This is a genomic window from Borreliella yangtzensis (assembly GCF_014201775.1).
Classification (GTDB): domain Bacteria; phylum Spirochaetota; class Spirochaetia; order Borreliales; family Borreliaceae; genus Borreliella; species Borreliella yangtzensis.
Genome location: NZ_JACHFG010000001.1, coordinates 133,473 through 155,519 on the forward strand (window position 1 = coordinate 133,473; position 22,047 = coordinate 155,519).

Annotated in this window: 19 protein-coding genes and 1 tRNA gene; 14 read left to right on the forward strand and 6 right to left on the reverse strand. The window is 28.5% G+C overall.

Annotated elements, in window-relative coordinates; genetic code table 11:
* The first annotated feature begins 38 nt into the window (after positions 1-38).
* Positions 39-1,433, forward strand: a complete 1,395-nt coding sequence (gnd, locus tag HNP68_RS00710; protein WP_183219411.1) for a decarboxylating NADP(+)-dependent phosphogluconate dehydrogenase — start codon at positions 39-41, stop codon at positions 1,431-1,433.
* Between the two features lie 20 nt (positions 1,434-1,453).
* Here the strand turns inward: gnd and HNP68_RS00715 are convergent, their stop codons facing one another.
* From HNP68_RS00715 to HNP68_RS00725, 3 genes are all read right to left on the reverse strand, one after another.
* Positions 1,454-1,993 carry a DUF3996 domain-containing protein gene (locus HNP68_RS00715; protein ID WP_183219413.1) on the reverse strand — a complete coding sequence of 180 codons (540 nt, stop codon included), beginning with the start codon at positions 1,991-1,993 and terminating at the stop codon, positions 1,454-1,456.
* Positions 1,994-2,139: 146 nt separating this feature from the next.
* Complete coding sequence (locus HNP68_RS00720) at positions 2,140-2,658, reverse strand: DUF3996 domain-containing protein (RefSeq protein ID WP_183219415.1); 519 nt, start codon at positions 2,656-2,658, stop codon at positions 2,140-2,142.
* A 63-nt stretch (positions 2,659-2,721) separates the two neighbouring features.
* Complete coding sequence (locus tag HNP68_RS00725; protein ID WP_183219417.1) at positions 2,722-3,306, reverse strand: BAPKO_0422 family outer member beta-barrel protein; 585 nt, start codon at positions 3,304-3,306, stop codon at positions 2,722-2,724.
* A gap of 220 nt (positions 3,307-3,526) precedes the next feature.
* Here HNP68_RS00725 and HNP68_RS00730 point away from each other — a divergent pair, with 220 nt between their 5' ends.
* Genes HNP68_RS00730 through HNP68_RS00755 form a run of 6 tightly spaced genes read left to right on the forward strand, consistent with a single transcriptional unit; the run spans position 3,527 to position 9,952 of the window.
* The gene (locus HNP68_RS00730) at positions 3,527-4,069 is read left to right on the forward strand and encodes a chemotaxis protein CheW (RefSeq protein WP_183219419.1); all 543 of its coding nucleotides are present in this window, start codon (positions 3,527-3,529) and stop codon (positions 4,067-4,069) included.
* A gap of 12 nt (positions 4,070-4,081) precedes the next feature.
* Complete coding sequence (locus HNP68_RS00735; RefSeq protein ID WP_002557154.1) at positions 4,082-4,393, forward strand: STAS domain-containing protein; 312 nt, start codon at positions 4,082-4,084, stop codon at positions 4,391-4,393.
* A 15-nt stretch (positions 4,394-4,408) separates the two neighbouring features.
* Positions 4,409-6,547, forward strand: coding sequence for a chemotaxis protein CheA (locus tag HNP68_RS00740; RefSeq protein ID WP_183219421.1), 2,139 nt, complete (start codon positions 4,409-4,411; stop codon positions 6,545-6,547).
* Between the two features lie 55 nt (positions 6,548-6,602).
* On the forward strand, positions 6,603-7,760 hold the full coding sequence (locus HNP68_RS00745) for a CheB methylesterase domain-containing protein (protein ID WP_183219423.1): 1,158 nt from the start codon (positions 6,603-6,605) through the stop codon (positions 7,758-7,760).
* Positions 7,761-7,762: 2 nt separating this feature from the next.
* Positions 7,763-9,538, forward strand: coding sequence for a BB0569 family chemotaxis protein (locus HNP68_RS00750; RefSeq protein ID WP_183219424.1), 1,776 nt, complete (start codon positions 7,763-7,765; stop codon positions 9,536-9,538).
* Between the two features lie 39 nt (positions 9,539-9,577).
* Positions 9,578-9,952 (forward strand): response regulator, encoded by a 375-nt coding sequence (locus HNP68_RS00755; protein ID WP_002557158.1) that lies wholly within the window; start codon positions 9,578-9,580, stop codon positions 9,950-9,952.
* A 220-nt stretch (positions 9,953-10,172) separates the two neighbouring features.
* On the opposite strand, the gene HNP68_RS00760 is transcribed toward HNP68_RS00755, so the two are convergent.
* Positions 10,173-10,256: transfer RNA gene (locus HNP68_RS00760), tRNA-Leu, on the reverse strand.
* Between the two features lie 8 nt (positions 10,257-10,264).
* Positions 10,265-10,954 (reverse strand): UMP kinase, encoded by a 690-nt coding sequence (pyrH, locus tag HNP68_RS00765; RefSeq protein ID WP_183219425.1) that lies wholly within the window; start codon positions 10,952-10,954, stop codon positions 10,265-10,267.
* 201 nt (positions 10,955-11,155) lie between these two features.
* On the opposite strand from pyrH, the gene HNP68_RS00770 reads away from it, so the two are divergent.
* From HNP68_RS00770 to pyrG, 4 genes are all read left to right on the forward strand, one after another.
* The gene (locus HNP68_RS00770) at positions 11,156-12,232 is read left to right on the forward strand and encodes a glycosyltransferase family 2 protein (RefSeq protein WP_183219426.1); all 1,077 of its coding nucleotides are present in this window, start codon (positions 11,156-11,158) and stop codon (positions 12,230-12,232) included.
* A 62-nt stretch (positions 12,233-12,294) separates the two neighbouring features.
* A complete protein-coding gene (locus HNP68_RS00775; protein ID WP_183219429.1) occupies positions 12,295-13,095 on the forward strand; it encodes an ATP-binding cassette domain-containing protein in 801 nt (266 codons plus the stop codon).
* A gap of 12 nt (positions 13,096-13,107) precedes the next feature.
* Positions 13,108-13,962 carry a hypothetical protein gene (locus HNP68_RS00780; protein WP_183219431.1) on the forward strand — a complete coding sequence of 285 codons (855 nt, stop codon included), beginning with the start codon at positions 13,108-13,110 and terminating at the stop codon, positions 13,960-13,962.
* A 188-nt stretch (positions 13,963-14,150) separates the two neighbouring features.
* Complete coding sequence (gene pyrG, locus HNP68_RS00785; RefSeq protein ID WP_183219433.1) at positions 14,151-15,752, forward strand: glutamine hydrolyzing CTP synthase; 1,602 nt, start codon at positions 14,151-14,153, stop codon at positions 15,750-15,752.
* Between the two features lie 14 nt (positions 15,753-15,766).
* Here the strand turns inward: pyrG and HNP68_RS00790 are convergent, their stop codons facing one another.
* The gene (locus HNP68_RS00790; RefSeq protein WP_183219435.1) at positions 15,767-16,291 is read right to left on the reverse strand and encodes a DUF1761 domain-containing protein; all 525 of its coding nucleotides are present in this window, start codon (positions 16,289-16,291) and stop codon (positions 15,767-15,769) included.
* A gap of 136 nt (positions 16,292-16,427) precedes the next feature.
* Here HNP68_RS00790 and HNP68_RS00795 point away from each other — a divergent pair, with 136 nt between their 5' ends.
* The 3 genes from HNP68_RS00795 (at position 16,428) to dnaE (ending at position 22,013) form a co-directional block, all read left to right on the forward strand.
* Entirely contained in the window at positions 16,428-17,015 is a 588-nt protein-coding gene (locus tag HNP68_RS00795; protein WP_183219437.1) for a hypothetical protein, read from the forward strand.
* Positions 17,016-17,267: 252 nt separating this feature from the next.
* The gene (locus HNP68_RS00800; RefSeq protein WP_183219439.1) at positions 17,268-18,440 is read left to right on the forward strand and encodes a methyl-accepting chemotaxis protein; all 1,173 of its coding nucleotides are present in this window, start codon (positions 17,268-17,270) and stop codon (positions 18,438-18,440) included.
* A gap of 129 nt (positions 18,441-18,569) precedes the next feature.
* Positions 18,570-22,013: a DNA polymerase III subunit alpha gene (dnaE, locus tag HNP68_RS00805; RefSeq protein WP_183219441.1), complete on the forward strand. Its 3,444-nt coding sequence runs from the start codon at positions 18,570-18,572 to the stop codon at positions 22,011-22,013.
* The last annotated feature ends 34 nt before the right edge of the window (positions 22,014-22,047 follow it).

Below are 22,047 nucleotides of genomic sequence, written 5' to 3' on the forward strand. Positions count from 1 at the left end.
ATTTGTTTAAAATAGAAAATTAGAATCAAGGAGAATGCATGGATGTAGGAATTTATGGTCTTGGTATTATGGGTGGTAATTTAGCTCTAAATATTGCTGATAACGGTTTTAATGTTTCTGTTTACAATAGAGATAGTGAGAAAACTGAAATTTTTGTTAAACAAAATTCTCATAAAAAAATAAATGGCTTTAAAGATGTTGAATCTTTTGTTAAAAGTTTGAAAACCCCAAGAAAAATTATCTTAATGGTGACAAGTTCGGTTGTAGAAAAGGTTGTTGAACAAGTGTTACCTTTTATGAATAAATCGGACATAATTATTGATGGTGGAAATTCTCACTATAAGAGTACAATGAGATTGGAAAAAGAATTGTTTGCTAAGGACATTTATTTTGCAGGACTTGGAATCTCTGGAGGAGAGAAAGGAGCAAGGTTTGGTCCTGCGCTAATGTATGGAGGAAGTAAATCGGCTTATGAAATTCTTGAGCCCATGCTAAATAAAATTGCAGCTAAAACTAAAAATAATGATGTTTGTTCGGCTTATATTGGAGAGAATGGTTCTGGGCACTATGTTAAAATGATACATAATGGGGTGGAATACGCTGATATGCAGCTTATCAGCGAAGTTTATTTTTTCATGAAAAAAGCTTTCAATTTAGATAATTCAAAAATTTCTGAAGTTTTTGAAAAGTGGAATGAGGGCGATCTTTCAGGATATTTGTTAGAAATAACTTCTAAGATTCTTAAGTATAAAGAAAATAATGAATATTTGGTTGATAAGATTTTAGATGTTGCAAATCAAAAAGGTACTGGTGTTTGGGCATCTATTGATGCTCTTGAATTTAATATGCCTGTAAATTTAATTATTGAATCTGTTTTTTCAAGATTTATGTCGGGGTTAAAACACGAAAGGGTTATTGCTAGTGATTTGCTTAAGATGGATACTGCTTCTTTTGAATTTGAGCTTAGTGATTGGATTTTAGATCTTTATTATGCTCTTTTAGTTTCAAAAATAGTAGCTTATGCTCAAGGGTTTATGATGCTTAAGACTGCATCTGTGAATTATAGTTGGGATTTAAATTTGGGTAAAATTTCTTTAATTTGGAGAGAAGGTTGTATTATTCGTAGCAGTTTTTTAGATAAAATTAAATTGGCTTATGATAAAAATCCCCATCTTATTAATTTGCTTTTTGATGATTATTTTTTGGATTTATTAAAAAATAATCACAAATCTTTGAGAAGAATAATTTCAAAAGCTAGTGAAATTGGTATTCCTTTGCCAGCATTTTATGCTAGTCTTTCTTTTTTAGATTCTTATTCTACCAATTATTTACCTTCTAACCTAATTCAAGCACAAAGAGACTTTTTTGGTGCTCATTCTTTTGAAAGATTAGACTCAAAACGAGGTGAATTTTTTCACAGTGTTTGGCAATAAATTTAATACGGTGCTTGGATTTAAATGTAGTACTTAGCGAATATTCCTCCAGCAAAGTTTGATTTTATTCCCGAATAGGTTCTATGATGAGCAAGGGACCTTGTGTTTGAGATAAATTCTATCGAAGGTGCTATTTTTATGCCTATTTCTAAATTTTCTGTAATGTCGTAAAAAATAGCTAATGGAATTCTTATTCCAAATCCCAGTTCTATATTTATTAATTTGGATGTGTGAGACGATAGGCTTAGATTTCCTCCTATTCCAACTCCTAAATTTAAATTTTTTATCAAGGATATTGTAAAAATGAAATCAAGTACTGCTAATGCGAATAAATTAAAATCATAAAATTTTGATTCAAGTTTAAGGCCCGATAAATTTATCCCATTGCTACCGCCGTAGCCTATTTCAAAGTCGATGAAAGGAAATGACATTATTAAGTTGATAATTGGATTTCCAATGCTTGCTCCAAAGCCAATACCCCTGTTTAAATATGAATTTTTTGCAAAACTATTTGTAGATATATTTGCAATCATGATGAATAGCATTATGATTTTTTTCATCATTGTCTCCCAAGTTTTGTCTTATTATTATAATATTTTATTTTTGAATTTAAAAATAATAAAAAAACCTTTGACCATTTAAATTTTTTGTTTGAGTTTTTTAGTAGTTTGATTTTTTACAATTATTTTTATTAAATAATTTTATTTTAAGTAAACCAGTACCTTAGTCCTAATCCTGCAAATACTTCCCATCTAAGTCCAACTCCATTGCTCCAAATGTTCATTCCAAGTCCCGGTGCTATTCTTAAAAACAAGTCGAATTTTTTTCTAGATACTGCAAGATTTAAAGCCAAAGGCAATCTTGCTCCAATGCTCATTGGGCCAGATCCTGATTGACTGCCACCAAATCTTGAAAACCATATTGTTCCATATCCTCCGGCACCAATTGAAAAATCCAAAATGTTGGCAGCTCCTGAGAATGTATATGTGTAAAAAATGTAGTCCAATGCTATAAACAATGTTTTCCAGTCTGTAAATAAATTATTTACTCCGCTGTAAAGACCAATGTCAAGATCAAAGTTTCCTAGATTAATGTGCAAAGCAATTGGTAATGGAAGTATAATTCCTGCCCCATATTTACCCCTTGCAAAGTTTGTTGTGTTAGCAAATCCTGAGATTGGGGCTAATAAAATAATAATTAACATAATAATTATTATTCTTTTCATTGTTTTTTACCTCCTAAGTTAGACATTTTAGTTCAATAATTTTTTTTATCTAAAAAGTTAAAACTATATCTTAAGATAACCTTTGATTCCAATAGAAAAGTTGCCTTTTATTGGGAATATTAAATCTCCGTTAGGCAATTGACCAATAAAAATCGATGGCGTTGTTTTTATTATAATTTCAATAACGTCATAATAAGCTTCATATATTATTCCTAAGGGCAAACCCACTCCGATTTTATAGGTAATCCCAGAAAAACCATTTATTAAAGTTGGGTTTGTAATTTTACCTATTTCAAAAAATAGGCCATATCCTAAGAAAAAGATAAAATTTGAATTTTTAATTCTTAAATTTAAGAACATATAGTCGAGATATGCTTTAAATAGAAGTACTATTGGTGATTTTGGAAAAAATTCCGAGATACTAAATATTGTTGTTCCTATCCCAATGTTAAAGTTATTAATGCTAAGTTCTATTGCAGTAGGGTAAGGCAAAATAAAGCCAAATTTTATTTTGGTTTTTTGCTCTAGGTTTTCTATTTTTTGGCTAGTTGTACTGTTTTTAGATTTTTCGTTTGTAAAAATACTTTGGGTATTGAAAAATAATGTAATTATTATTAATAATCTGATTAGCTTGTTTTTACTTTTCATTGTTAACTTTTTTATGCTTAATTTAAATTAAGCTGCAACTTTATATCTCTATTAAATTATATAAATTATAAATTAGAATTCTTCTAAAGTTATGCCTTTTATTGTTTATTGAAAATTGAATTTTAGTAGTTTTTAATTTGTATTTATGAATATATGAGGTAATATTAATCTTGATATTAGTATTCTATTTGTGATTTAAATTGCATTTAAAGGGGCGGTTATGGGCATCGATTCAGATGTACAAGATTCTTTAAGTCAGTATCTTTTATTTAGTTTGGACGAACTTTATGCCATTGAGATTAAATATGTTGTTGAGGTTTTGGAATATACTAAGATATCAAAAATCCCAAGGACTCCCAGTTACATGGCAGGAATAATAAATAATAGGGGTAAAATCGTTCCAATAATTGATATTCGAAAACAATTTGGAATGAGTGATCGTGTTGTTGATGAAGATGATAAAAAGAGGCATAAAGGAGTTGATATTTCAAATATTATTATATTGACTTTAGTTTATGAGGGAGATGAATTTAATCTTGGAATTTTGGTAGATTATGTCAATGAGGTTCTTGAATTAGATCCATTTAGTATTGATGATGCTCCTAAGATTGGGTCAGGATTTAATTCAAAATTTATTTCAGGAATTGGCAAGAGTAATGGTAAGTTTATTATCATTTTAGATGTAGAAAATTTATTTGACGTTAGAGAGCTTTCTAAATTTAGAAATACAACAATATATGATCCCGAACATCAGCAACAATAGGAGTTTTTAGTCATGATTTATAGGCCGGAAGGAGAGCTTGTAATAAACAGTATTTTCAAGGTAAAAGAAGACTTGTTGCATATTTTTAAAAAAATGAAAGAAGGGGATACTCTTATTATTGATCTTTCAAATGTTGAAAAAATAGATATTACTTTTATACAAATTTTGTATGCATCTAATAAATATGCTAAGAATAGAAATTTATTTGTAAAAATTGAGTATCCATCCGATGAGGTTTTAAGTTCATTAATATATGGCGGGTTTTTGGTAGACATTGAAGATGTTGATAGTTTTGATTTGGGACTTAATTTAGTTGGATTTTAGATTTAAGGAAAGCTTATGGATAGTAGTGATGTGATTGATAAATTTAAGGATTCCTTTAAGGAGGAGTCGATAGAAAATATTTCAGATATTGAGCAAGCACTTCTTAATCTTGAGGTAAGCTCAGATCAAGACATTATTAATTCTATTTTTAGGAATTTACATACTATAAAGGGAAGTTCTGGTATGTTTGGCTTTAATTTTACAGCATCGCTTGTCCATGAAATAGAAACAGTACTTGATGTTGTAAAAGATGGTAAAGCTACTTTCAATCAAGCTGCTATTGATGCTACTTTAATGGCTGTTGATTTTATTAGGGAGCTTATTGAAGGAGATGAAGTAATTTCTGAGATTGATTTTGATAAGCGTAAGCAGTTTTTGGTAAATGAAATTAAAAAGGTTCTTGAGATTCCTGATGTTAAAGACGCTTTTCAAGAAACTTTAAAAGATGATTTCCCAAATCCCAACAACAGTGCTGTTTTAGAAGATGTTAAAGTAAATTCAGACAATAAATTTGATGATGAGGCTTTGCAATCTGAATTTAAGAGCTATAAAATTCTTTTTTCCCCTGCTAAGGGCATTTTGTTTCATGGGCATAAGCCTATAAATTTATTAAGTAAGTTGATTAATTTGGGTAATGGCCATGTTAGAGCTAAAGTGGATAATATTCCCGATTTAGAACTTATTTCTCCGGATAATGTTTATGTTGATTGGGAGATAAGGCTGGATACTGAAGAAAGTAGAGAAAATATTGAAGATATTTTTGTATTTTTAGATTCTCAATCAAAGGTTGATATTCAAGAATTGGAGAAATGTTTCGACGCGGATGAAGGCGATGGTGTAAGGCTTGAAAGTTGTAATTTATTGAGCTTGGGTAGAAGTAGTAAAGATGCTGCTAATCTTGCATTTAAAAAATCGGAATTTGCTGAAAAATCTTTTTTTAATGGAGATAAAAGTAAGCCTAATGTTCAAGACGATACTGTTAGGAGCAAGGTTAATATTGCTAGTATTAAGGTAGATTCTAAAAAGCTTGACCATTTAGTAAATCTTGTTGGAGAACTTGTTACAATACAATCAAAACTTTCAAAAGAGGCTGAAAATAGGAATAGTAATGTTTTAAATTCAATATCAGCAGAATTTTCTTTGCTGATTAATGAGCTTAGGGATTATACAACAGGTCTTAGAACAGTTCCTATTGAGATTTTGTTTGTAAAATTTCAAAGAATAGTAAAAGATTTGTCCGCTAGTCTTGGTAAGTCAATTATTTATCGCGCTTATGGGGGCGATACTGTTCTTGATAAAAGTATTATTGAAAAGCTTAATGAGCCTTTGGTTCATTTAATTCGCAATTCAATAGATCATGGAATTGAGTCATCTGAAGAGAGAGAAGGGTTAGGTAAGGATCCTAAAGGCATTATTAAGCTTTCAGCGTGTCAATCTGGGGACTCTGTTATTGTTATTATTGAAGATGATGGAAGAGGTCTTGATAAGAATAAAATACTTAAAAAGGCCGTGGAGCGCAATATAATTTCTGACTCAGTTGCCAAAACATTATCAGATATTGATGTTTATAATTTGATTTTTGAGCCTGGATTTTCAACTGCAAGTTCTGTTACTGATATATCAGGTCGTGGAGTTGGTATGGATGTTGTTAAGAAACAGGTTGAATCTCTAAGAGGACATGTTGTACTTGAAAGTGAGCCTGGCAAATATACTAGAACCAAGTTAATTTTTCCATTAACCTTAGCTATTATTGAGGGCTGGCTTGTCAGAGTAAAAGATGAGCATTTTATTGTTCCTCTTTCTAATGTTGAGTCTTGTTTAGAATCCAGCAAGTTAATTTCTCAAATAGATGGAGTTGAAACTAAGAGCAATGTAATGAATTATAGGGGTAGTATGATTAGTTTTATTCGGCTTAGAGAGTTTTTTCAGGTTTCTAGCGAGAAGAGTTTTAATGAGCAAGTTGTTGTTGTGAATACAAATAGTGGTAAAATGGGAATTGTGGTTGACGAAGTTTTAGGACAACATCAAACTGTTATAAAAGCTTTGGGTAAAATTTATTCTCGAGTGGAAGGAGTTTCTGGAGCTACTATACTTGGTGATGGAAGTTTGGCTTTAGTTGTTGATATAGATGCAATAACTAAGCTTATGAGATAAAAAATCGAAAACACAGATTTTTAGGTTTAAAGGTTAAAAATATTAAAGTATAACAATGAAGATATTAGTAATTGATATTCAGGGTCTTATAAAGCAGGTTTTTGTTAGAGCTTTTTCTAAAGATAATGATGTTGAAATATTAAATGCTGGTTTTAATTCTTTAAATCTTATTAATGTATTTTTACAAAAGTTCCCGGATTTAGTTATTATTGATGAAAATACCGCAAAATCTAGTTTTGGAAATTCTTTGAACAATGTTCTTAATAATATATCTCTTCCGGTGGTATTTATTGCACAAAATGAAATGTTTCCAAATTTTGGATATCTTGAGCAAAGTAAAGAAAAGGTTAAACTAATAATAAATAAGCTTAACTTTAAGCTTACAGTTGATTTATTTCGTAGTAAGTATTTAGCTTTAATTAAGCTTGAGTTGAAAAACTTAGGTAAAAATAAATTAATATCTTCTTATAAAGTTAAAAAGATTTATGCACCCGATTTTGCTAATCATTCTAAAGTAGAATTGAGAGGAAATAGTTTAGATGATTCAAGTATAAGAAAAAGTTATAGAGTTTGTGATGTTATTAATTTTGCTCCGAAAAATGATCCGGATGTTATTATTAAATACCAAGGTCTTCTCAATAAGAATAAAACTGGCAAAATTATTGTTGTAGGTTCTTCAACGGGTGGTACAGAGGCGTTAAGAATTTTTTTAAGCTCTTTTAAAAAAGATTCTCCACCAATTATTATTGTTCAACATATGCCGGGAGGATTTACAAAATCTTTTGCAAAAAACTTAAATAATGAATTTAATGTTGATATTAAAGAAGCTGAAGATGGAGACATTCTTCGCCCAGGCCTTGTAATAATTGCTAATGGAAGTTATCATTTGATTGTAAAATATGGTAGTGGAAATTATTTTGTAAACTTATTAGATGGACCTCTTGTTAGCAGACATAAGCCTTCTGTAAATGTACTTTTTAGGTCTGCTGCAATGTATGCAGGTTCTAATGCTATTGGAGTTATTCTTACAGGTATGGGAGATGATGGTGCTATTTGTATGCTTGAAATGAAAAAAAATGGTGCTTATACTGTTGCCCAAGATCAAGAAACTTCTGTTGTTTTTGGTATGCCAATGGAAGCTATAAAAATAGGAGCTGTAGACAAAATCCTTCCTATAAGCAAAATAGCTGATCATGTTCTAAGGAGATCTTAGTAATGGATAATGACAATAATGGTTTTTTTAATGCCAATGATTATTTGGCAACGTTATTTTATAAACTTGAAACTTTTGATGAGAGCGCAAGGCATATTTATTCAAATTTAAGCAAATCAATTCCCAAATTAATAGAAAAAATTTCTAAGGATTCTAAGGATTTATCTTTTAGTATTGACTTAATTTCTAATCTTGATCTTGATAATGATGTTTCTTTGAATAATTTTATATCTAAGATTATAGGAGCATTAGATGATTTTGTTGCTTACTTTAATTCTTCAACAACTTCTCTTGAATCTCAGTTTGCTGTAATACGAAGCAAGGTTAAAGATATAGAAATACTTGAAGATGTAATTGAAAAAATGAAAAAAAGCTCTCTTGATATGGAAATAATGTCTATTAATACTTTAACAGTTGCTATGAGAGCTGGTAAGGCTGGTGGAGCCTTTTCTTATATTACTAGTGAAATTAAGGTTTTAACCCAATCTATGATAAAGCAGGCAGACCAACTTACCAGCAAGGGGCGTGAAGTTAAAATTGGTCTAGATAGGGCTAAAAATCAAGTATATGAAAGCAATACAGCTGAAAATAAAATTCTTGAAGAATTTAGAAATAATTTAATGAAAAACATAGATGCCTTTTCAGATGGAATAGGAAGTGTTATTGCTCTTTATGATGATATTTTAAAAGTTTTGTTAGAATTTAAGTTTAAACTTGTAAATTCTATTTCTTATCTTCAGTTTCAAGACAGGTTAACGCAATCTTTGCAACATTTAAATATTATGTATTCTAATATTGATGTTTTTAAATTTAGAGATATAAGCGAGATTCAAAAATTAAAAATTTTATCAGTTTTTACTGATACATCAAAGGTTATAGTAAAAGATGTTCTTGAAAAGCTTGAAAAAAATTATACTGTTTTTGAAAAATTTATTGATACTTCTCTTAATTCTATTCAAACTATTAATGATTTAAGGTCTGATAATTCTTTATATATAGATATTCCTAAGATAATAGAACAATTTTCTAGTATTTTGTCTGATCTTCTTAGAAGGATTGATGATGTTGAGAAAAACAATTCTAATTTTTTAAATTTATATTATGAACAGGTTAAGCTTATAAAATCATTAGAGTTAATGTTTTCAAATATTTCAGCCATTTCTGCTAGGTTTCAAAATATTAACATAGCGTCAAAGATAGAAGTTGTCAAAAGATCGGAACTTAAAGCTATGGAGGGCAATATTTCGGAAATGTCGAAAATTATCAAAGAAATTGATTCTAATATTACTAAGGGAATAGAATTTTTAGATCAAATAATCTTTTTTCTTGAAAAAGTTGTTAAGGATTATGACAATAGATTTTATCTTGAAAAGAATTATTTTAATAAATTTAAAAAATTATTTATGGAAATTAAAAATGATATTTTAGATATTAAGAACATAGCTATCGATAATATTTTGTCTTATGAAGTTTTTTCAATTGAGTTTATGGAAATATTTGAAGAAATGAAATTAGAAGTTTACAATGTTAGAAATTTAAAAAATTCTCTTTTGGATATAGACAGATTTTTAAGCGATATGGAAAGCAAGATAAATTTTAATCTCAATTTAGAGTTATCTAAAGTTGGAGTTCAATCTGTTGAAATCGAAGATAAAGAATTTGTTAATAGAATTGCCAATCGATTTACTTTATTTGTTCATAAAAAACACTTATTATCTTTAATAGAGGAAGCCAAGGATGTTCATTCCTTTGATGAAGGTAGTGTAATTTTGTTTTAATTTTTATATACTCTTTGGGAGGTTTTAGGAGAAAATTAGATGAAAAAAAGAATTTTGGTTATTGATGACAATAGGGCAATAAGGCAAAGCGTTGCTTATATTTTAGAACAAAATGGTTTTGGAGTCTCAGAAGCAAAGGATGGTTTAGAGGGGGTTTTGAAATTTAAAGAAGCAGTTGGACAAGGAGATAAAGATTTTGATCTTGTTATTACAGATATCAATATGCCTAATTTAGACGGTATTGGTGTTATTAAGCAGATAAGAGAATTTGGCAGTTTTGTTCCGATACTCGTTCTTACCACTGAATCTGAGCAATCCAAGGTTGATGAAGGTCGTAAAGCGGGTGCTACTGGTTGGCTTGTTAAGCCTTTTAATCCTGAAGCTTTAATGAAAACAATTTCAAAGATATTTTAAGTTTTTAGTTACAAATTAATTTCTAGACTTTCAAGTTTTATTATAAATTAGAATGATTTTTAATATGCTATTTTAGAGCAAAGATAGCATATTGAGGGGAGTATTTTATTTCTATTGCAATGATGTTAAATTTGATTAGCATAAATAATTTATGAAATTTTTTTAAAAAGCAATTATCATATAGTGCTGTTTAATTTTGAAATTTCTAAAAATCAGTTAATACCGGTAGTCGGAGTCGAACCGACACGAAGTTGCCCTCATCAGATTTTGAGTCTGACGCGTCTACCAATTCCGCCATACCGGCATTAGTTTTTATTTTACTATAACAGTACCAAAAAAATCATTATTTTTGTTAAAAACTTTTTCTAAGTTTTCAATATTATTTCCACTTACTATGTAGAGGGTAAGTCCAAGTTTTGAAGAAAGCTTTGTTGCTATTGGATCAAAAGGTAAATTTAAACCTGGATTCCACTTTTGACCCACAATGTTTTGTAATTGTTTCCAATTTAATTTTTTAAAAGCTGTTGCGTTTTTAAATTTTTTTGGATCTTTATCATAAACTTGATTTACATTTGTTATATTTATGATATCTTTTTTATTAAATTTTTCTGCAAATTTTACAGCAATGTAATCTGTTGAAAATCCTGATTTCCATCCGCAAGCAATTAATATTTTTCCTTTAAAAGAAAAATTTTTTAGTGGATTGGTAACAATTTTGTCTATACAAAAGGGATTCATTACTTTACATAGAAATTCTGCGTTTAATTTTGTTGACATTATTCCAATCTCATCAAGTTCACGAACTTTAAAATCAGGGTTAATTTTTTTATATGCGTCTTGGTACTCTCTTGCAACCTTTCCTCCACCAACTATTAAAATGATTTTTCTTTTTTCATTTTCTAGTAACCATTTAAAAACAAAGTTTTTAAAGTTTTTGATGAATTCTATATTGATTTGATTTGAATTTATTACACCTCCCCCAAGACTTATTATCTCAAGCATCCAAGCTCCTTATTTAGGTTAATGTTTTTTAAATTTTTTACTTTTTAATAATATAGCAATTTCTGATAAACTTTTCATTAAAAATAAATTTAAAATAATACAAACTTGTTAATTATATATTACAATTTAATTGTTATGCAAAAAATTAAAAGAATTTGTTGTTAGGTGTTTTAGCTTTGGGTTTACTTAGCAGTTTTTATTTTGGAGGATATTGTGCATAAGTATAAAGTTTCTGTTATTATTTGTTTTTTTAATTCGGCTGAAACTCTTGATGCAATGATAAAGGATTCTGTTAATCAAACATTAAAAGACAAAGAAATTATATTAATTAACGATGGTTCTTATGATAATAGTTTAGAGATAGCAGAAAAATATGCTAATAAGTATAGCTTTATTAAGATTTTTAGTCAAAAAAATATGGGGCTTGCTGCTTCTAGAGATAAGGGACTTTCTGAGGCTCAAGGAGAGTATGTTATTTTTTGGGATGGTGATGATTCTGTAGAGAGCACTATGCTTGAAGTTTTATATAATAGGGCAAAGGCAGACAATTCTGATATTGTTTGTTCCCAATTTTATGTTTATTTTCTCGCAATAAATGTAAAAAGAAAATCTTTGCTTCCTTTTCCCAATTATCCATTAACGGGTAAAGAGGCGTTTAAAAATTTGCTTTTTACTGTTTATGCGACTTTTGGAAAGAAAAATTTTGTTGTTGGAACGTTATGGGATAAATTGATTAGGCGAGAATTAATCTTAAAGAATAATATTCACCAACAAAATGTAGTATTTGAAGACATAATTTTTGTTATGCAAATTTTTTTAAAAGCTTCTAAGGTTTCTTTTGTAAATAATTATTTTTATACTAATTACCAGAGAATGGGAAGTATGAGTTCTTCTATTAGCGTTTTGCATAAAGCTAAATTATCTCTTAATACAATAGAAACTTTATTAAAAAGAGAAGGTATTTTTAATGAATATCAACATTTGTATAAAAGATTTTTTTTGCAATTTTATTATTTTATTTCTTTTAAGCAAATTTATATTATTAGCTGGAATATTTCCGACAAGCTTGTTTATAGAGCTTATAAAGAAAAGCTTATTTCTGTTCTTAATGAGATTAAAGGATTATCTGAATTTCAAGATTGTTATGAATATGTGAAAAATTTTGGATTTAACGAAATTCAAATTTTACCTAGAACTATGCTAAAAATTTGGAATTTTAGCTCAAGACTTTATGTAAATTTTTCCATATTTATTTATAAGTTGTTCATAAAGAATTGAATTTATATTTTTGGGGGTAATTAATTTTTTTTCATATTTGACCTTTAATATTAGGAGTATTTATGGCTATTGAAGTTATTAATGTAAAATTTTCCTATAAAGAAAAAGAAGTTTACTCTAATTTAAATTTAAACATTGAAATCCCCCAAACCTATTTGCTTCTTGGAAAAAATGGAGTTGGAAAAACAACTTTGCTTAAACTTGTAAGTGGACTCTTGGAGCCACTAAAAGGGAAAGTTTTATTTAACTCTTTAGCAGTTTTTCCAAGAGATCCCTTAAATTTAGTAAATTTATTTTTTATTCCCGAAGAATTTTCACTTCCTAGATTGTCTTTAGCTGAATACAGTAAAGCTTTGTCTAGATTTTATCCAAATTTTAATAAGGCAGATTTTGAAAAATATTTATTGGAATTTAATCTAGATATTTCTTTAGAACTATCCTCAGCTTCTTTTGGGCAAAAGAAAAAAAGTATTATTGCGTTTTCTCTAGCTACAAACGTTTCTTGTTTGTTGTTTGACGAACCAACAAATAGTCTTGATATTGTTTCAAAAAATGTTTTTAGAAATGTGCTTTCTAATTTAAATGATAGAGTAATTTTTATTACAGGTCACAATGTAAGGGATTTAACAGGAGTTGTAGATTATTTAATTATTGTTGGAGAAAAGTCAATTCTTTTTTCTAATTCGGTATCTTATATTAATAAAAATTATAAGATTAAAATTGTCAGTGAATTGAATGGAAATGAATTATATTATGAAAAAAATAAAGAGGGGTTTAAGGCGCTTTATTTTGAGATTAGCAATGGAGATGAAGTTATTGATATTGAATTTTTCTTTTTATATGTTACTGAAAATAAAAAGTAGAGGAAATAAAAGATGTTTAGCTTAAAAAGATTTTTAAATTTGTTTTATTTTGATTTTGTTTATAATAAAAAATTCTATATTTTATTAATAGTTAAAATTTTAGGAATGATATTTATATCGTATTTTCTTGTTAGATTTTATTTTAATTTTACAGCAACTGATTTTTTAAAATTTTTTGTTCCTAAAATATTGATTTTAACCCTGATTGTATCGATGTTTGCCATGTGTGATTATTATAAAGTAATTCACGATCCGTTTAAAAATATTCTTTATTTATCTTTGCCCGTTTCAACTTTTGAACATTATTTTTTCAATTTAATTAAATATTTATTTATATTGCCTTTGATTTTAATATTTTTTTATTATCTAGGATTAAATATTTTTTTATTCCTAGATAATGTATTCTTTTTAAGAAATGGTGAGGGTTTTGCATTCTTAGAGCTAAGATATCTTTCTGATTTTTTCTTTTTTCATTATTTTAATTTTTTGTCTGTTTTTCCAATCTTCATGTTTTTTAGAATAGCTTTTAAAACATATCCTTTTATTAAGGTTTTTATATTCTTTTTAGGGAATATTATTTTATTATTTTTTTTCACATCTTTTATTTATTCAGTTTTTAAATATTCGCCATGTTCTTCCGATTTAATTTTTTCTTTTGATAGATTTTTAGGGGGCTTTTTTTTAAAAATAATTTATAGTTCAGTAGTTTTTTTATATTTAGCTTCATATTTTAAGATAGTAGAGTTTGGAAGTGTTAGAAAAAAAAGCAACTTGTTTGCTATTGTAGGATTTTTAGTTTTTTTAGCAATGTTTAATTATTATTATTTAACCAAAGGTTCATTGTATTGTTTTGTTAATTATAATTAAAATAGTTTAAAGGATTTAAAACAAGGGTTTAAAAATAGCCTTTTAGCTAGGCATTAATAATTTTTATTTTAGTTTAATATTTTTATTTGTGTTAATGTAAATGATTATGTTTTATATGTGATTTATGTGTTCTTATTAAGCGTAAGCTTAATTGGTTTAAAATTTAAAGGTTTAATTTTGGGGTATACATGAAAAAAAACTTAAAGATTTTAGTAATAACAGGGGGCGTGATATCTGGGATTGGTAAAGGAGTTACATCGGCAAGTATTGCAAGGTTGTTTAGATATAACTTTAAAGTTACTCCAATTAAATGTGATGGATATTTAAATACTGATCCTGGGACTATTAATCCTGTTGAGCATGGAGAAGTTTTTGTGCTTGATGATGGGGGAGAGGTTGATATGGACTTTGGCCATTATGAGAGATTTTTAAATCTTAATGCAAAGTCCAGTTGGAATATTACAATGGGCAAAATATACAAAAAGATACTTGAAAATGAGCGAGAGGGCAAATATTTGGGAAGAACAGTTCAACTTATTCCTCATGTTACTGATGAAATCAAGTCTGCAATTTTTCAGATTGCAAGTTCTGAAAATAGTGATATGTTGATAATTGAAATTGGTGGAACTGTAGGAGATATGGAGAATATTTTATTTATTGAGACAGTAAGACAAATAAGACATGAAATTGGAAGTAGCAATATTTCTTTTATTCATTTAACCTATGTGCCAAGTCCGACTGGAATTAATGAGCAAAAATCTAAACCCACTCAACAGAGTGTTAAAACTTTAAATAAGGCAGGCATTTTCCCCGATTTGATTATTGCGAGAAGCTCTCAAGTATTAACAGACCAAATCAGAAAAAAGGTGGCAATGTTTTGTAATGTTAAGAGTACTTCTATTATTGATAATGTTGATGTTTCTACTATTTATGAAATTCCTATATCTTTTTATAAGCAAGGTGTACATGAAATTTTAAGTTCTAAGTTAAATATTAAGGTTGATCCGAAAATAGAAGAGCTTTCAAAGCTTGTGGAAGTTATAAAATCTAATTTTTTTATGCCTAAAAAAATTATTAATATTGCTATTTGCGGTAAATATGCCGAACTTGATGATTCTTATGCGTCAATTAGAGAGTCTTTAGTCCATGTTGCAGCCAATTTGGATTTACTTATTAAAAGCACACTAATTGATTCTAATGATTTAAATGAGAGCTGTTTAAGAGGTTTTGATGGTATTATTGTTCCTGGTGGTTTTGGAGGCAAAGGGTATGAGGGTAAAATCATTGCTATTAAATATGCTCGTGAGAACAATATTCCCTTTCTAGGAATTTGTCTTGGTTTGCAGCTTGCTATAATAGAATTTGCTCGTAATGTTTGTGGGATACTTGATGCTGATACGGAGGAAAATTTAGAAAAAGATAAGCCTTTAAAAAACCCTGTTATTCATTTACTTCCCGAGCAAAAGGGAATTAAAGATAAGGGTGCTACAATGAGACTTGGAGGATATCCCGTGATTCTTAAAAAGAATACAATGGCTTTTAAGCTTTATGGCCAAGACAGGATAATTGAAAGATTTAGACATAGGTATGAAGTTAATAATGATTATATAGATTTATTTGAAAAAAATGGACTTGTAGTATCTGGATTTTCAAGTGATTTTAAAATAGCAAAATTAATAGAAATTCCTAAAAATAAATTTTTTCTAGCTTGTCAATTTCATCCAGAACTTATTACAAGAATAGAAAATCCAGCCAAGCTTTTTTTAGGCTTAATTAAAGCTTGTATTTAAGTATCTGTTTATACTTAGTGAGTAGGGAGGTTTTCAAAATTAATGTTTGTAGTGTTTTCAAATTGCAATATTTTGTAACTTAAAAATAATTTAGAGAATATGGTTAGCAATATTATTATTAAAAAGTCAAAAAAAGCATTGGCTATTGTCAAGTTAAACGGTCTTTTTTCATAGATTATATCGTTTATTACTTTGGGCAAGCTAAATGCAAGCCAAGTTGTGCTAGATATTAGTATTGCAGATAATATGTTGTAATTTAAGCTTGTTAGGCTTCCAAGCGAGTTGTTAGTTAGGGTTATTAAATTGTTAAATAAATTGATAAGAGCACTGATTAAAAAACTTTGAAATAAATGACTGAAAGTTAAAATCACAATAATAATTATTTTATATTGTTTGTTTTGAGCGTTTGATGTAGTGGCATTGTAAATTATTTTTTTTAGCAATATTTTTCGGTATATTATTTCTAATAATATTTTAAATAAAGTCATACCTACTATTAACATTAGATTAATATTTGAGAACAGAAATTTGACCAACATAATTTCCCCCTTCATTTTGGGTAATGATTTAATTATAATTAGTATATAATAAAATATTTTGATTTATTTGATACGATTCTAATTTTATTGTATTTGTACAATAGTTTTAATTTTTGGCAATTATTAGGAGGATTGAATGAAGGAAGAAGACATTAGAAAAACAATTCTAATGAAAAGACTAGTTAAATATTTTTTTGATGAACTTAAATACCGAATGAAGATTCCTTGCCTTAAAATAAGTAATAAAGAGATGAGCACTAAGTATATACTTCTCAATCTTTTTAGGAAAATTGCAAATCTTCCTTTTAATAAACAATATGAAATAGAAGAGCAGTTTGCTCTTGAAGTTGGCGAGAGAGTTGTGCTTACGGATGCTGTTTTGATTAAAAGAATTGATCATGAAAGATGTGTTATTGTTGGGATTGTTGAAGCAAAAACGGATCAAGTTGATCTTAATTATGAATTTAATAGATTTTTTCTTCAGGATAAAAAATCTAATGTTCTTTTTTGGCAACCCAAAAAGGTTATTCTTAAGCAAGATGATAAATTATTTATAACAGAATCAGACGATATTTTTAATTTTGACAACGATTTTAACTTGCCAAAAGTTAAGGCTAAATTAGAAGAGTTTATCAATATTTTTTTATGTTTTTTTTCTTACAGAGATGCTCTTTTTGAGTATAATGAAGTTAGTGGACGTTATTCTTGGGTAAAAAGGAAGTAAATAAATTTAATATTAGTTGTAAAGTTAATTAAGTAAGGAGAATAATTTGTATCTTTAGATGGTTTTGTGGTTTAAGATGAAAGCTTAAATTTATATCAGAGTGTTAATTTTTACTATTTATTAACATTTAAATGTAAAAAAATATTTTTTTGTTTATTGATGTATTTGGTTTGATGTTAAAGTTGTAATAATGCGTCAAATTAAGTAGTGGGGGCTCTATTAAAAATAAAAAAAATATGGTAGAATCCCTTTATGAAAAAATTTTCGTTTTTAAAAAAAAAGAAAGAAAAAGTTTTGGATCCAACTCTTTTAAATATTGTCGATAATGACAAAAAAGATTTGAGTACTTATGAATATAAAGCCCCTGTTAAGGAAATGCTAAAGGGATTTTATCATACCAAAGCTTCTATTGCTACTTTAAAAGTAGGATTTGAGTCATTACAAAGAATTTTGTTTTCTGGAATAGAAGATTTTGACAATATATTTTCTGTTCTTGTTAAGATTACAAATAATGCTCGTGATCAGATAAGCGATATTTTTAGTGATCTTGGCAAAAATAACAAAGAAAAACTAAATCAAATATCTTCTGTTATTGTTGGAATTCAGGGAAGCTTAGAAACAATAAGTAATTTTTTGGGTGCTACCAATATGATTTCTCTTAATGCAAAGCTTGAGGCAGCAAGAGCTAAAGAATATGGTAAAGGATTTTCCGTTGTTGCAGATGAGATTAAGCGACTTTCTGATCAGGCAAAAGGTGTTATGAATATGATTTCTGTAAAGGAAATTGAGGAGGTTTCTAAAGATTTAATTTCTCATAACCTTAAGGATTTGCAGATTGATATTGATAAGTTCTTTGCCGAGATTCTTGAACAGCTTAATTATCTTGAGAGCATATTTAAACGCTTTTCAAGAAGTCAAGAGGAATTTTCTTCTTTGCTTGAAAATCTTGATAGCATAGATGCTAATATGGCTTATTATTCAAGGAACTGCGATTCTTTGATTAGTTCTGATACTTTTATGCTTTCTAATGATGAATTTTTAAAAGAGTTGGAATTTATTATTTCAGAACAATTTGCTTGGATTAATAGTTTGAGATTAATTGTTGAAGGACAAAAGGCAGTATTTATTCAAACGGATGCTTCCAAGCATGGATTTGGATTATTTTATAAAGGATTGTCTCCTAAAAATGATGCTGTTAAGCAGTTGTGGGAAGAAGTATATATTCCTTATTTAAATATTAATAAGTTTGCAGCTGAAATTTTGATTATATTTAGGGTGGAGAATCGTAGTGATAGTGGGTTAAGGCAAGCTAAGGATTTTTTGTCTCAAGCTGAGAGTTTATCTGAAGAAATTGTCAGAAAGCTTGAGCATATTAAAAAAATGGCAATTGAATTGGATAATCAAGGAATTAGTATTTTTGCTTGATTCTGTTAATAAGGGTTGTTGTAATGATTTAAATTAGAGATTTAAAATTATTATGGGTTTTTAAATTTTTATTTATTTGACTAAGGTTTATTAAAAATCAAGTTTTATTTTGATAAAATAATGTTAGGTATGAGTTTTAGGGCCAAGTTTATTCATCTTCATGTGCATTCAGATTATTCTCTTTTGGATGGAGCTGCAAAAATATCAGATATTATATCGAAAGCAAAAAAATGCAATATGTCACATATTGCATTAACAGACCATGGCAATCTTTTTGGAGCTATTAAATTTTATAAAGAAGCTAAAAAAGCAGGGATTAAGCCAATAATTGGTATTGAAGCTTATATGGCAAAAACTTCTAAGTTTTTAAAAAAGCAGGATGATCTTGGAAAAATGTCTTATCATTTAATTTTGCTTGCCAAAAATGAGCTGGGTTATAAAAACTTATTAAAGTTAACAAGTATTTCTTATCTTGAAGGGTTTTATTATCGTCCAAGGATAGATAAAGAGGATCTTGAAAAATATTCGGAAGGTTTAATTTGTACTTCAGCTTGTATTGGGGGGCTTATTCCAAGACTTATTTTGGCCAATAGATTTGAAGATGCTAAGAATGAAATTATTTGGTTTAAGAAAGTTTTTGGTAATGATTTTTATCTTGAGCTTCAAAGACATGGCATTAAAGATCAAGATATTGTGAATGAAAGGCTGGTTGAGTATTCTAGGGAGCTTGGAGTTCCTTTAACAGTAGCTAATGATTCTCATTATGTTAATAAAGAAGATGCGGTTGCTCAAGACATTATTGTTTGTATTGGTACTGGTGCTAAGAAAAGCGATGAGAATAGATTGAAAATGGAAACCAATGAATTTTATATTAAATCTCAAGAAGAAATGTGTGAACTTTTTAATGATTTGCCTGAAGCTTTAGAAAATACTGTAAGGATTGCAGAGAAGTGTGATGATTTTAAAATAACTTTTCCAGGTCCTATTTTGCCTGATTATCAAATTCCTGTTGAATTTAATACCCTTGGTGAATATTTAGAACACCTTACTCTTGAGGGGTTAAAATTTAGGTATGAGACTTTGACAAACAAAATAAAAGATAGAGCTTTTTATGAATTGAGTGTGATAATTGGAATGGGTTTTGAGGGCTATTTTTTGATTGTTTGGGATTTTATTAAATTTGCTCATGATCACGATATTCCTGTTGGGGCTGGGCGTGGTTCTGGTGCGGGTTCAATTGTAGCTTATGCTCTTAGAATTACCGATATTGATCCTTTAAAGTATAATTTGCTTTTTGAGAGATTTTTAAATCCTGAGCGTATTTCTATGCCTGATTTTGATATTGATTTTTGTTTTGAAGGCAGAGATGAGATTATAAAATATGTTACTAATAAGTATGGAGAAGATAAGGTAGCTCAAATAATTACTTTTGGAACCTTAAAACCCAAGGCTGTAGTTAAAGATGTAGCTAGAGTTTTAGATATTCCATTTGCTGAGTCTAACGAGCTTACTAAGTTTATTCCTGATGGTCCTAAAGTTTCTTTAAAAGAGGTTTTAGATGATAATTCTTTAAAAGAGTATTTTACTAGCAAGCCTGTTTATAAAGAATTGATGAATGCTGCATTGATTCTTGAAGGAATGAATAGACATGCTTCAACTCATGCTGCTGGGATTGTAATTTCGAAAACACCTTTAACTGATTATGTGCCTCTTTATAAGGATTATAAGCAAGGTTCTGTTTCTACTCAATATACAATGGATTTGCTTGAAGAATGTGGACTTGTTAAGATGGATTTTCTTGGTTTGAAAACATTAACTTTAATAAAAAATGCAGAAAATCTTATTAGAAGTGTAAATCCAGATTTTAAAATAAAAAATATTCCGGATAATGATGTTAAGACTTTTAAGATGCTAGGGGAAGGAAAAAGCGCGTCTGTTTTTCAGTTTGAATCTGAAGGAATGCAGCAAATTCTAAAAGATGCAAAGCCTGATAATATTGAAGATTTGATAGCCTTAAATGCTCTTTATAGGCCAGGTCCCATGCAATTTATTCCTCAATTTATTGCTGCTAAAAAAGGGATTAAGAGAATTAAGTATCCTCATCCAGATTTAAAGGAAGTTTTAAGACCGACTTATGGAGTTATTGTTTATCAAGAACAAGTAATGGAAGTTGCAAAAATAATTGGAGGTTTTTCTCTTGGCAAGGCCGATATTTTAAGACGTGCTATGGGTAAAAAGAAAGAAGACGAGATGAATGAAATGAAGGTTGACTTTTTAAGAGGAGCTATTGAGAAGGGATATGACAAAGAAGTTGCTAGTGAAATTTTTGAACTTTTAAAGCCTTTTTCGGGATATGGATTTAATAAATCACATGCAGCGGCGTATTCTTTAATAGCGTATCAAACTGCTTATCTTAAGGCTAATTACCCTGAGTATTTTATGGCTGCCAACTTGACAAATGAAATTAATAATAATGATAAGCTTTCTTATTACATTGAGGAGTCAAAAGCTATAGGTATAAACGTACTTAAACCTGATATAAATCGATCATTTAAAGAATTTCGTGTAACTGACTCTGGAATTTCTTATGGACTTAATGGGATTAAAAATCTTGGAGAAATTGTTGTTGACCTAATAATTGATGAAAGAGAGAAAAACGGTAAATATATTTCTTTTGAGGATTTTATCAGACGTGTAGATGATAAAGTAATCAATAAAAAATTTTTAGAATCTGCAATAAAATCTGGACTTTTTGATAGTTTGGATCAAAATAGAAGAACTTTATTTGAAAATCTTGATCGATTAATTGAAGTCGTTTCAGAAGATAAAAATAATAAAAAACTTGGTCAAAATAGTTTGTTTGATGCTCTTGAAAGTCAAGACCCAATTCAACAAAGTTTTAATTATCAGGTTTTTAAAGAATATTCTTATTCTGAGCTTTTAGGATTTGAAAAAGAACTTTTAGGATTTTATGTATCAGGACATCCTCTTGATCCTTATAAAAAGGCAATTAATAGTTTTTCCAATTTCAATGTTTTAAGTGATCTTGCTATCAAAAAAGATAGCGTTGTCCAATTTGCCGGCATTTTAAATTTAGTAAAAATTATTCAAACTAAAAGAAATAATGCAAAAATGGCTTTTGGTGTTATTGAAGATTTTAAAGGTGCAATAGATATTGTAGTTTTTACAGAAAGCTATGAAAAGTATAAGAATTTTTTACTTGAAGGCAATGTTATTGGGGTTATGGGCAGACTTACGTTTAACAGAGATAAATTTTCGATTGTAGTTGAAAAAGTTGTAAATATTGAGAGACTCTCCGAAGGTAGAGTAAATAATATTCATATTAAATTTTTAAATAATAAATTAAATGACCTGCAATTACTTAACTCTTTGAAGGAAAGCATAAGTAATTTTGAGGACAATTCTGGATTTTCAAATGTTTATTTTTATTTAAGGGAAAATGGTAAAGATTTAAAATTAAAAATGAATTCAATTTTAAATTTTGTGCCAGATGAAGACAAGCTTGATCAGTTGAGAAGATGTACAATAGTTGAAGATGTTTGGGTAGATTAGGAGGTGCCGTGTTAGTTGTTTTAATAGAAACTTT

What these genes read in the sequence shown, in the direction of transcription:
- pyrH (WP_183219425.1), bottom strand. Translation starts at nt 10,954, where the DNA reads ATGCTTGAGATAATAAGTCTTGGGGGAGGTGTAATAAATTCAAATCAA.
- gnd (WP_183219411.1), top strand. Translation starts at nt 39, where the DNA reads ATGGATGTAGGAATTTATGGTCTTGGTATTATGGGTGGTAATTTAGCT.
- HNP68_RS00790 (WP_183219435.1), bottom strand. Translation starts at nt 16,291, where the DNA reads ATGTTGGTCAAATTTCTGTTCTCAAATATTAATCTAATGTTAATAGTA.
- HNP68_RS00800 (WP_183219439.1), top strand. Translation starts at nt 17,268, where the DNA reads ATGAAAAAATTTTCGTTTTTAAAAAAAAAGAAAGAAAAAGTTTTGGAT.
- HNP68_RS00730 (WP_183219419.1), top strand. Translation starts at nt 3,527, where the DNA reads ATGGGCATCGATTCAGATGTACAAGATTCTTTAAGTCAGTATCTTTTA.
- HNP68_RS00775 (WP_183219429.1), top strand. Translation starts at nt 12,295, where the DNA reads ATGGCTATTGAAGTTATTAATGTAAAATTTTCCTATAAAGAAAAAGAA.
- pyrG (WP_183219433.1), top strand. Translation starts at nt 14,151, where the DNA reads ATGAAAAAAAACTTAAAGATTTTAGTAATAACAGGGGGCGTGATATCT.
- dnaE (WP_183219441.1), top strand. Translation starts at nt 18,570, where the DNA reads ATGAGTTTTAGGGCCAAGTTTATTCATCTTCATGTGCATTCAGATTAT.
- HNP68_RS00780 (WP_183219431.1), top strand. Translation starts at nt 13,108, where the DNA reads ATGTTTAGCTTAAAAAGATTTTTAAATTTGTTTTATTTTGATTTTGTT.
- HNP68_RS00745 (WP_183219423.1), top strand. Translation starts at nt 6,603, where the DNA reads ATGAAGATATTAGTAATTGATATTCAGGGTCTTATAAAGCAGGTTTTT.
- HNP68_RS00750 (WP_183219424.1), top strand. Translation starts at nt 7,763, where the DNA reads ATGGATAATGACAATAATGGTTTTTTTAATGCCAATGATTATTTGGCA.
- HNP68_RS00735 (WP_002557154.1), top strand. Translation starts at nt 4,082, where the DNA reads ATGATTTATAGGCCGGAAGGAGAGCTTGTAATAAACAGTATTTTCAAG.
- HNP68_RS00740 (WP_183219421.1), top strand. Translation starts at nt 4,409, where the DNA reads ATGGATAGTAGTGATGTGATTGATAAATTTAAGGATTCCTTTAAGGAG.
- HNP68_RS00795 (WP_183219437.1), top strand. Translation starts at nt 16,428, where the DNA reads ATGAAGGAAGAAGACATTAGAAAAACAATTCTAATGAAAAGACTAGTT.
- HNP68_RS00725 (WP_183219417.1), bottom strand. Translation starts at nt 3,306, where the DNA reads ATGAAAAGTAAAAACAAGCTAATCAGATTATTAATAATAATTACATTA.
- HNP68_RS00715 (WP_183219413.1), bottom strand. Translation starts at nt 1,993, where the DNA reads ATGAAAAAAATCATAATGCTATTCATCATGATTGCAAATATATCTACA.
- HNP68_RS00755 (WP_002557158.1), top strand. Translation starts at nt 9,578, where the DNA reads ATGAAAAAAAGAATTTTGGTTATTGATGACAATAGGGCAATAAGGCAA.
- HNP68_RS00720 (WP_183219415.1), bottom strand. Translation starts at nt 2,658, where the DNA reads ATGAAAAGAATAATAATTATTATGTTAATTATTATTTTATTAGCCCCA.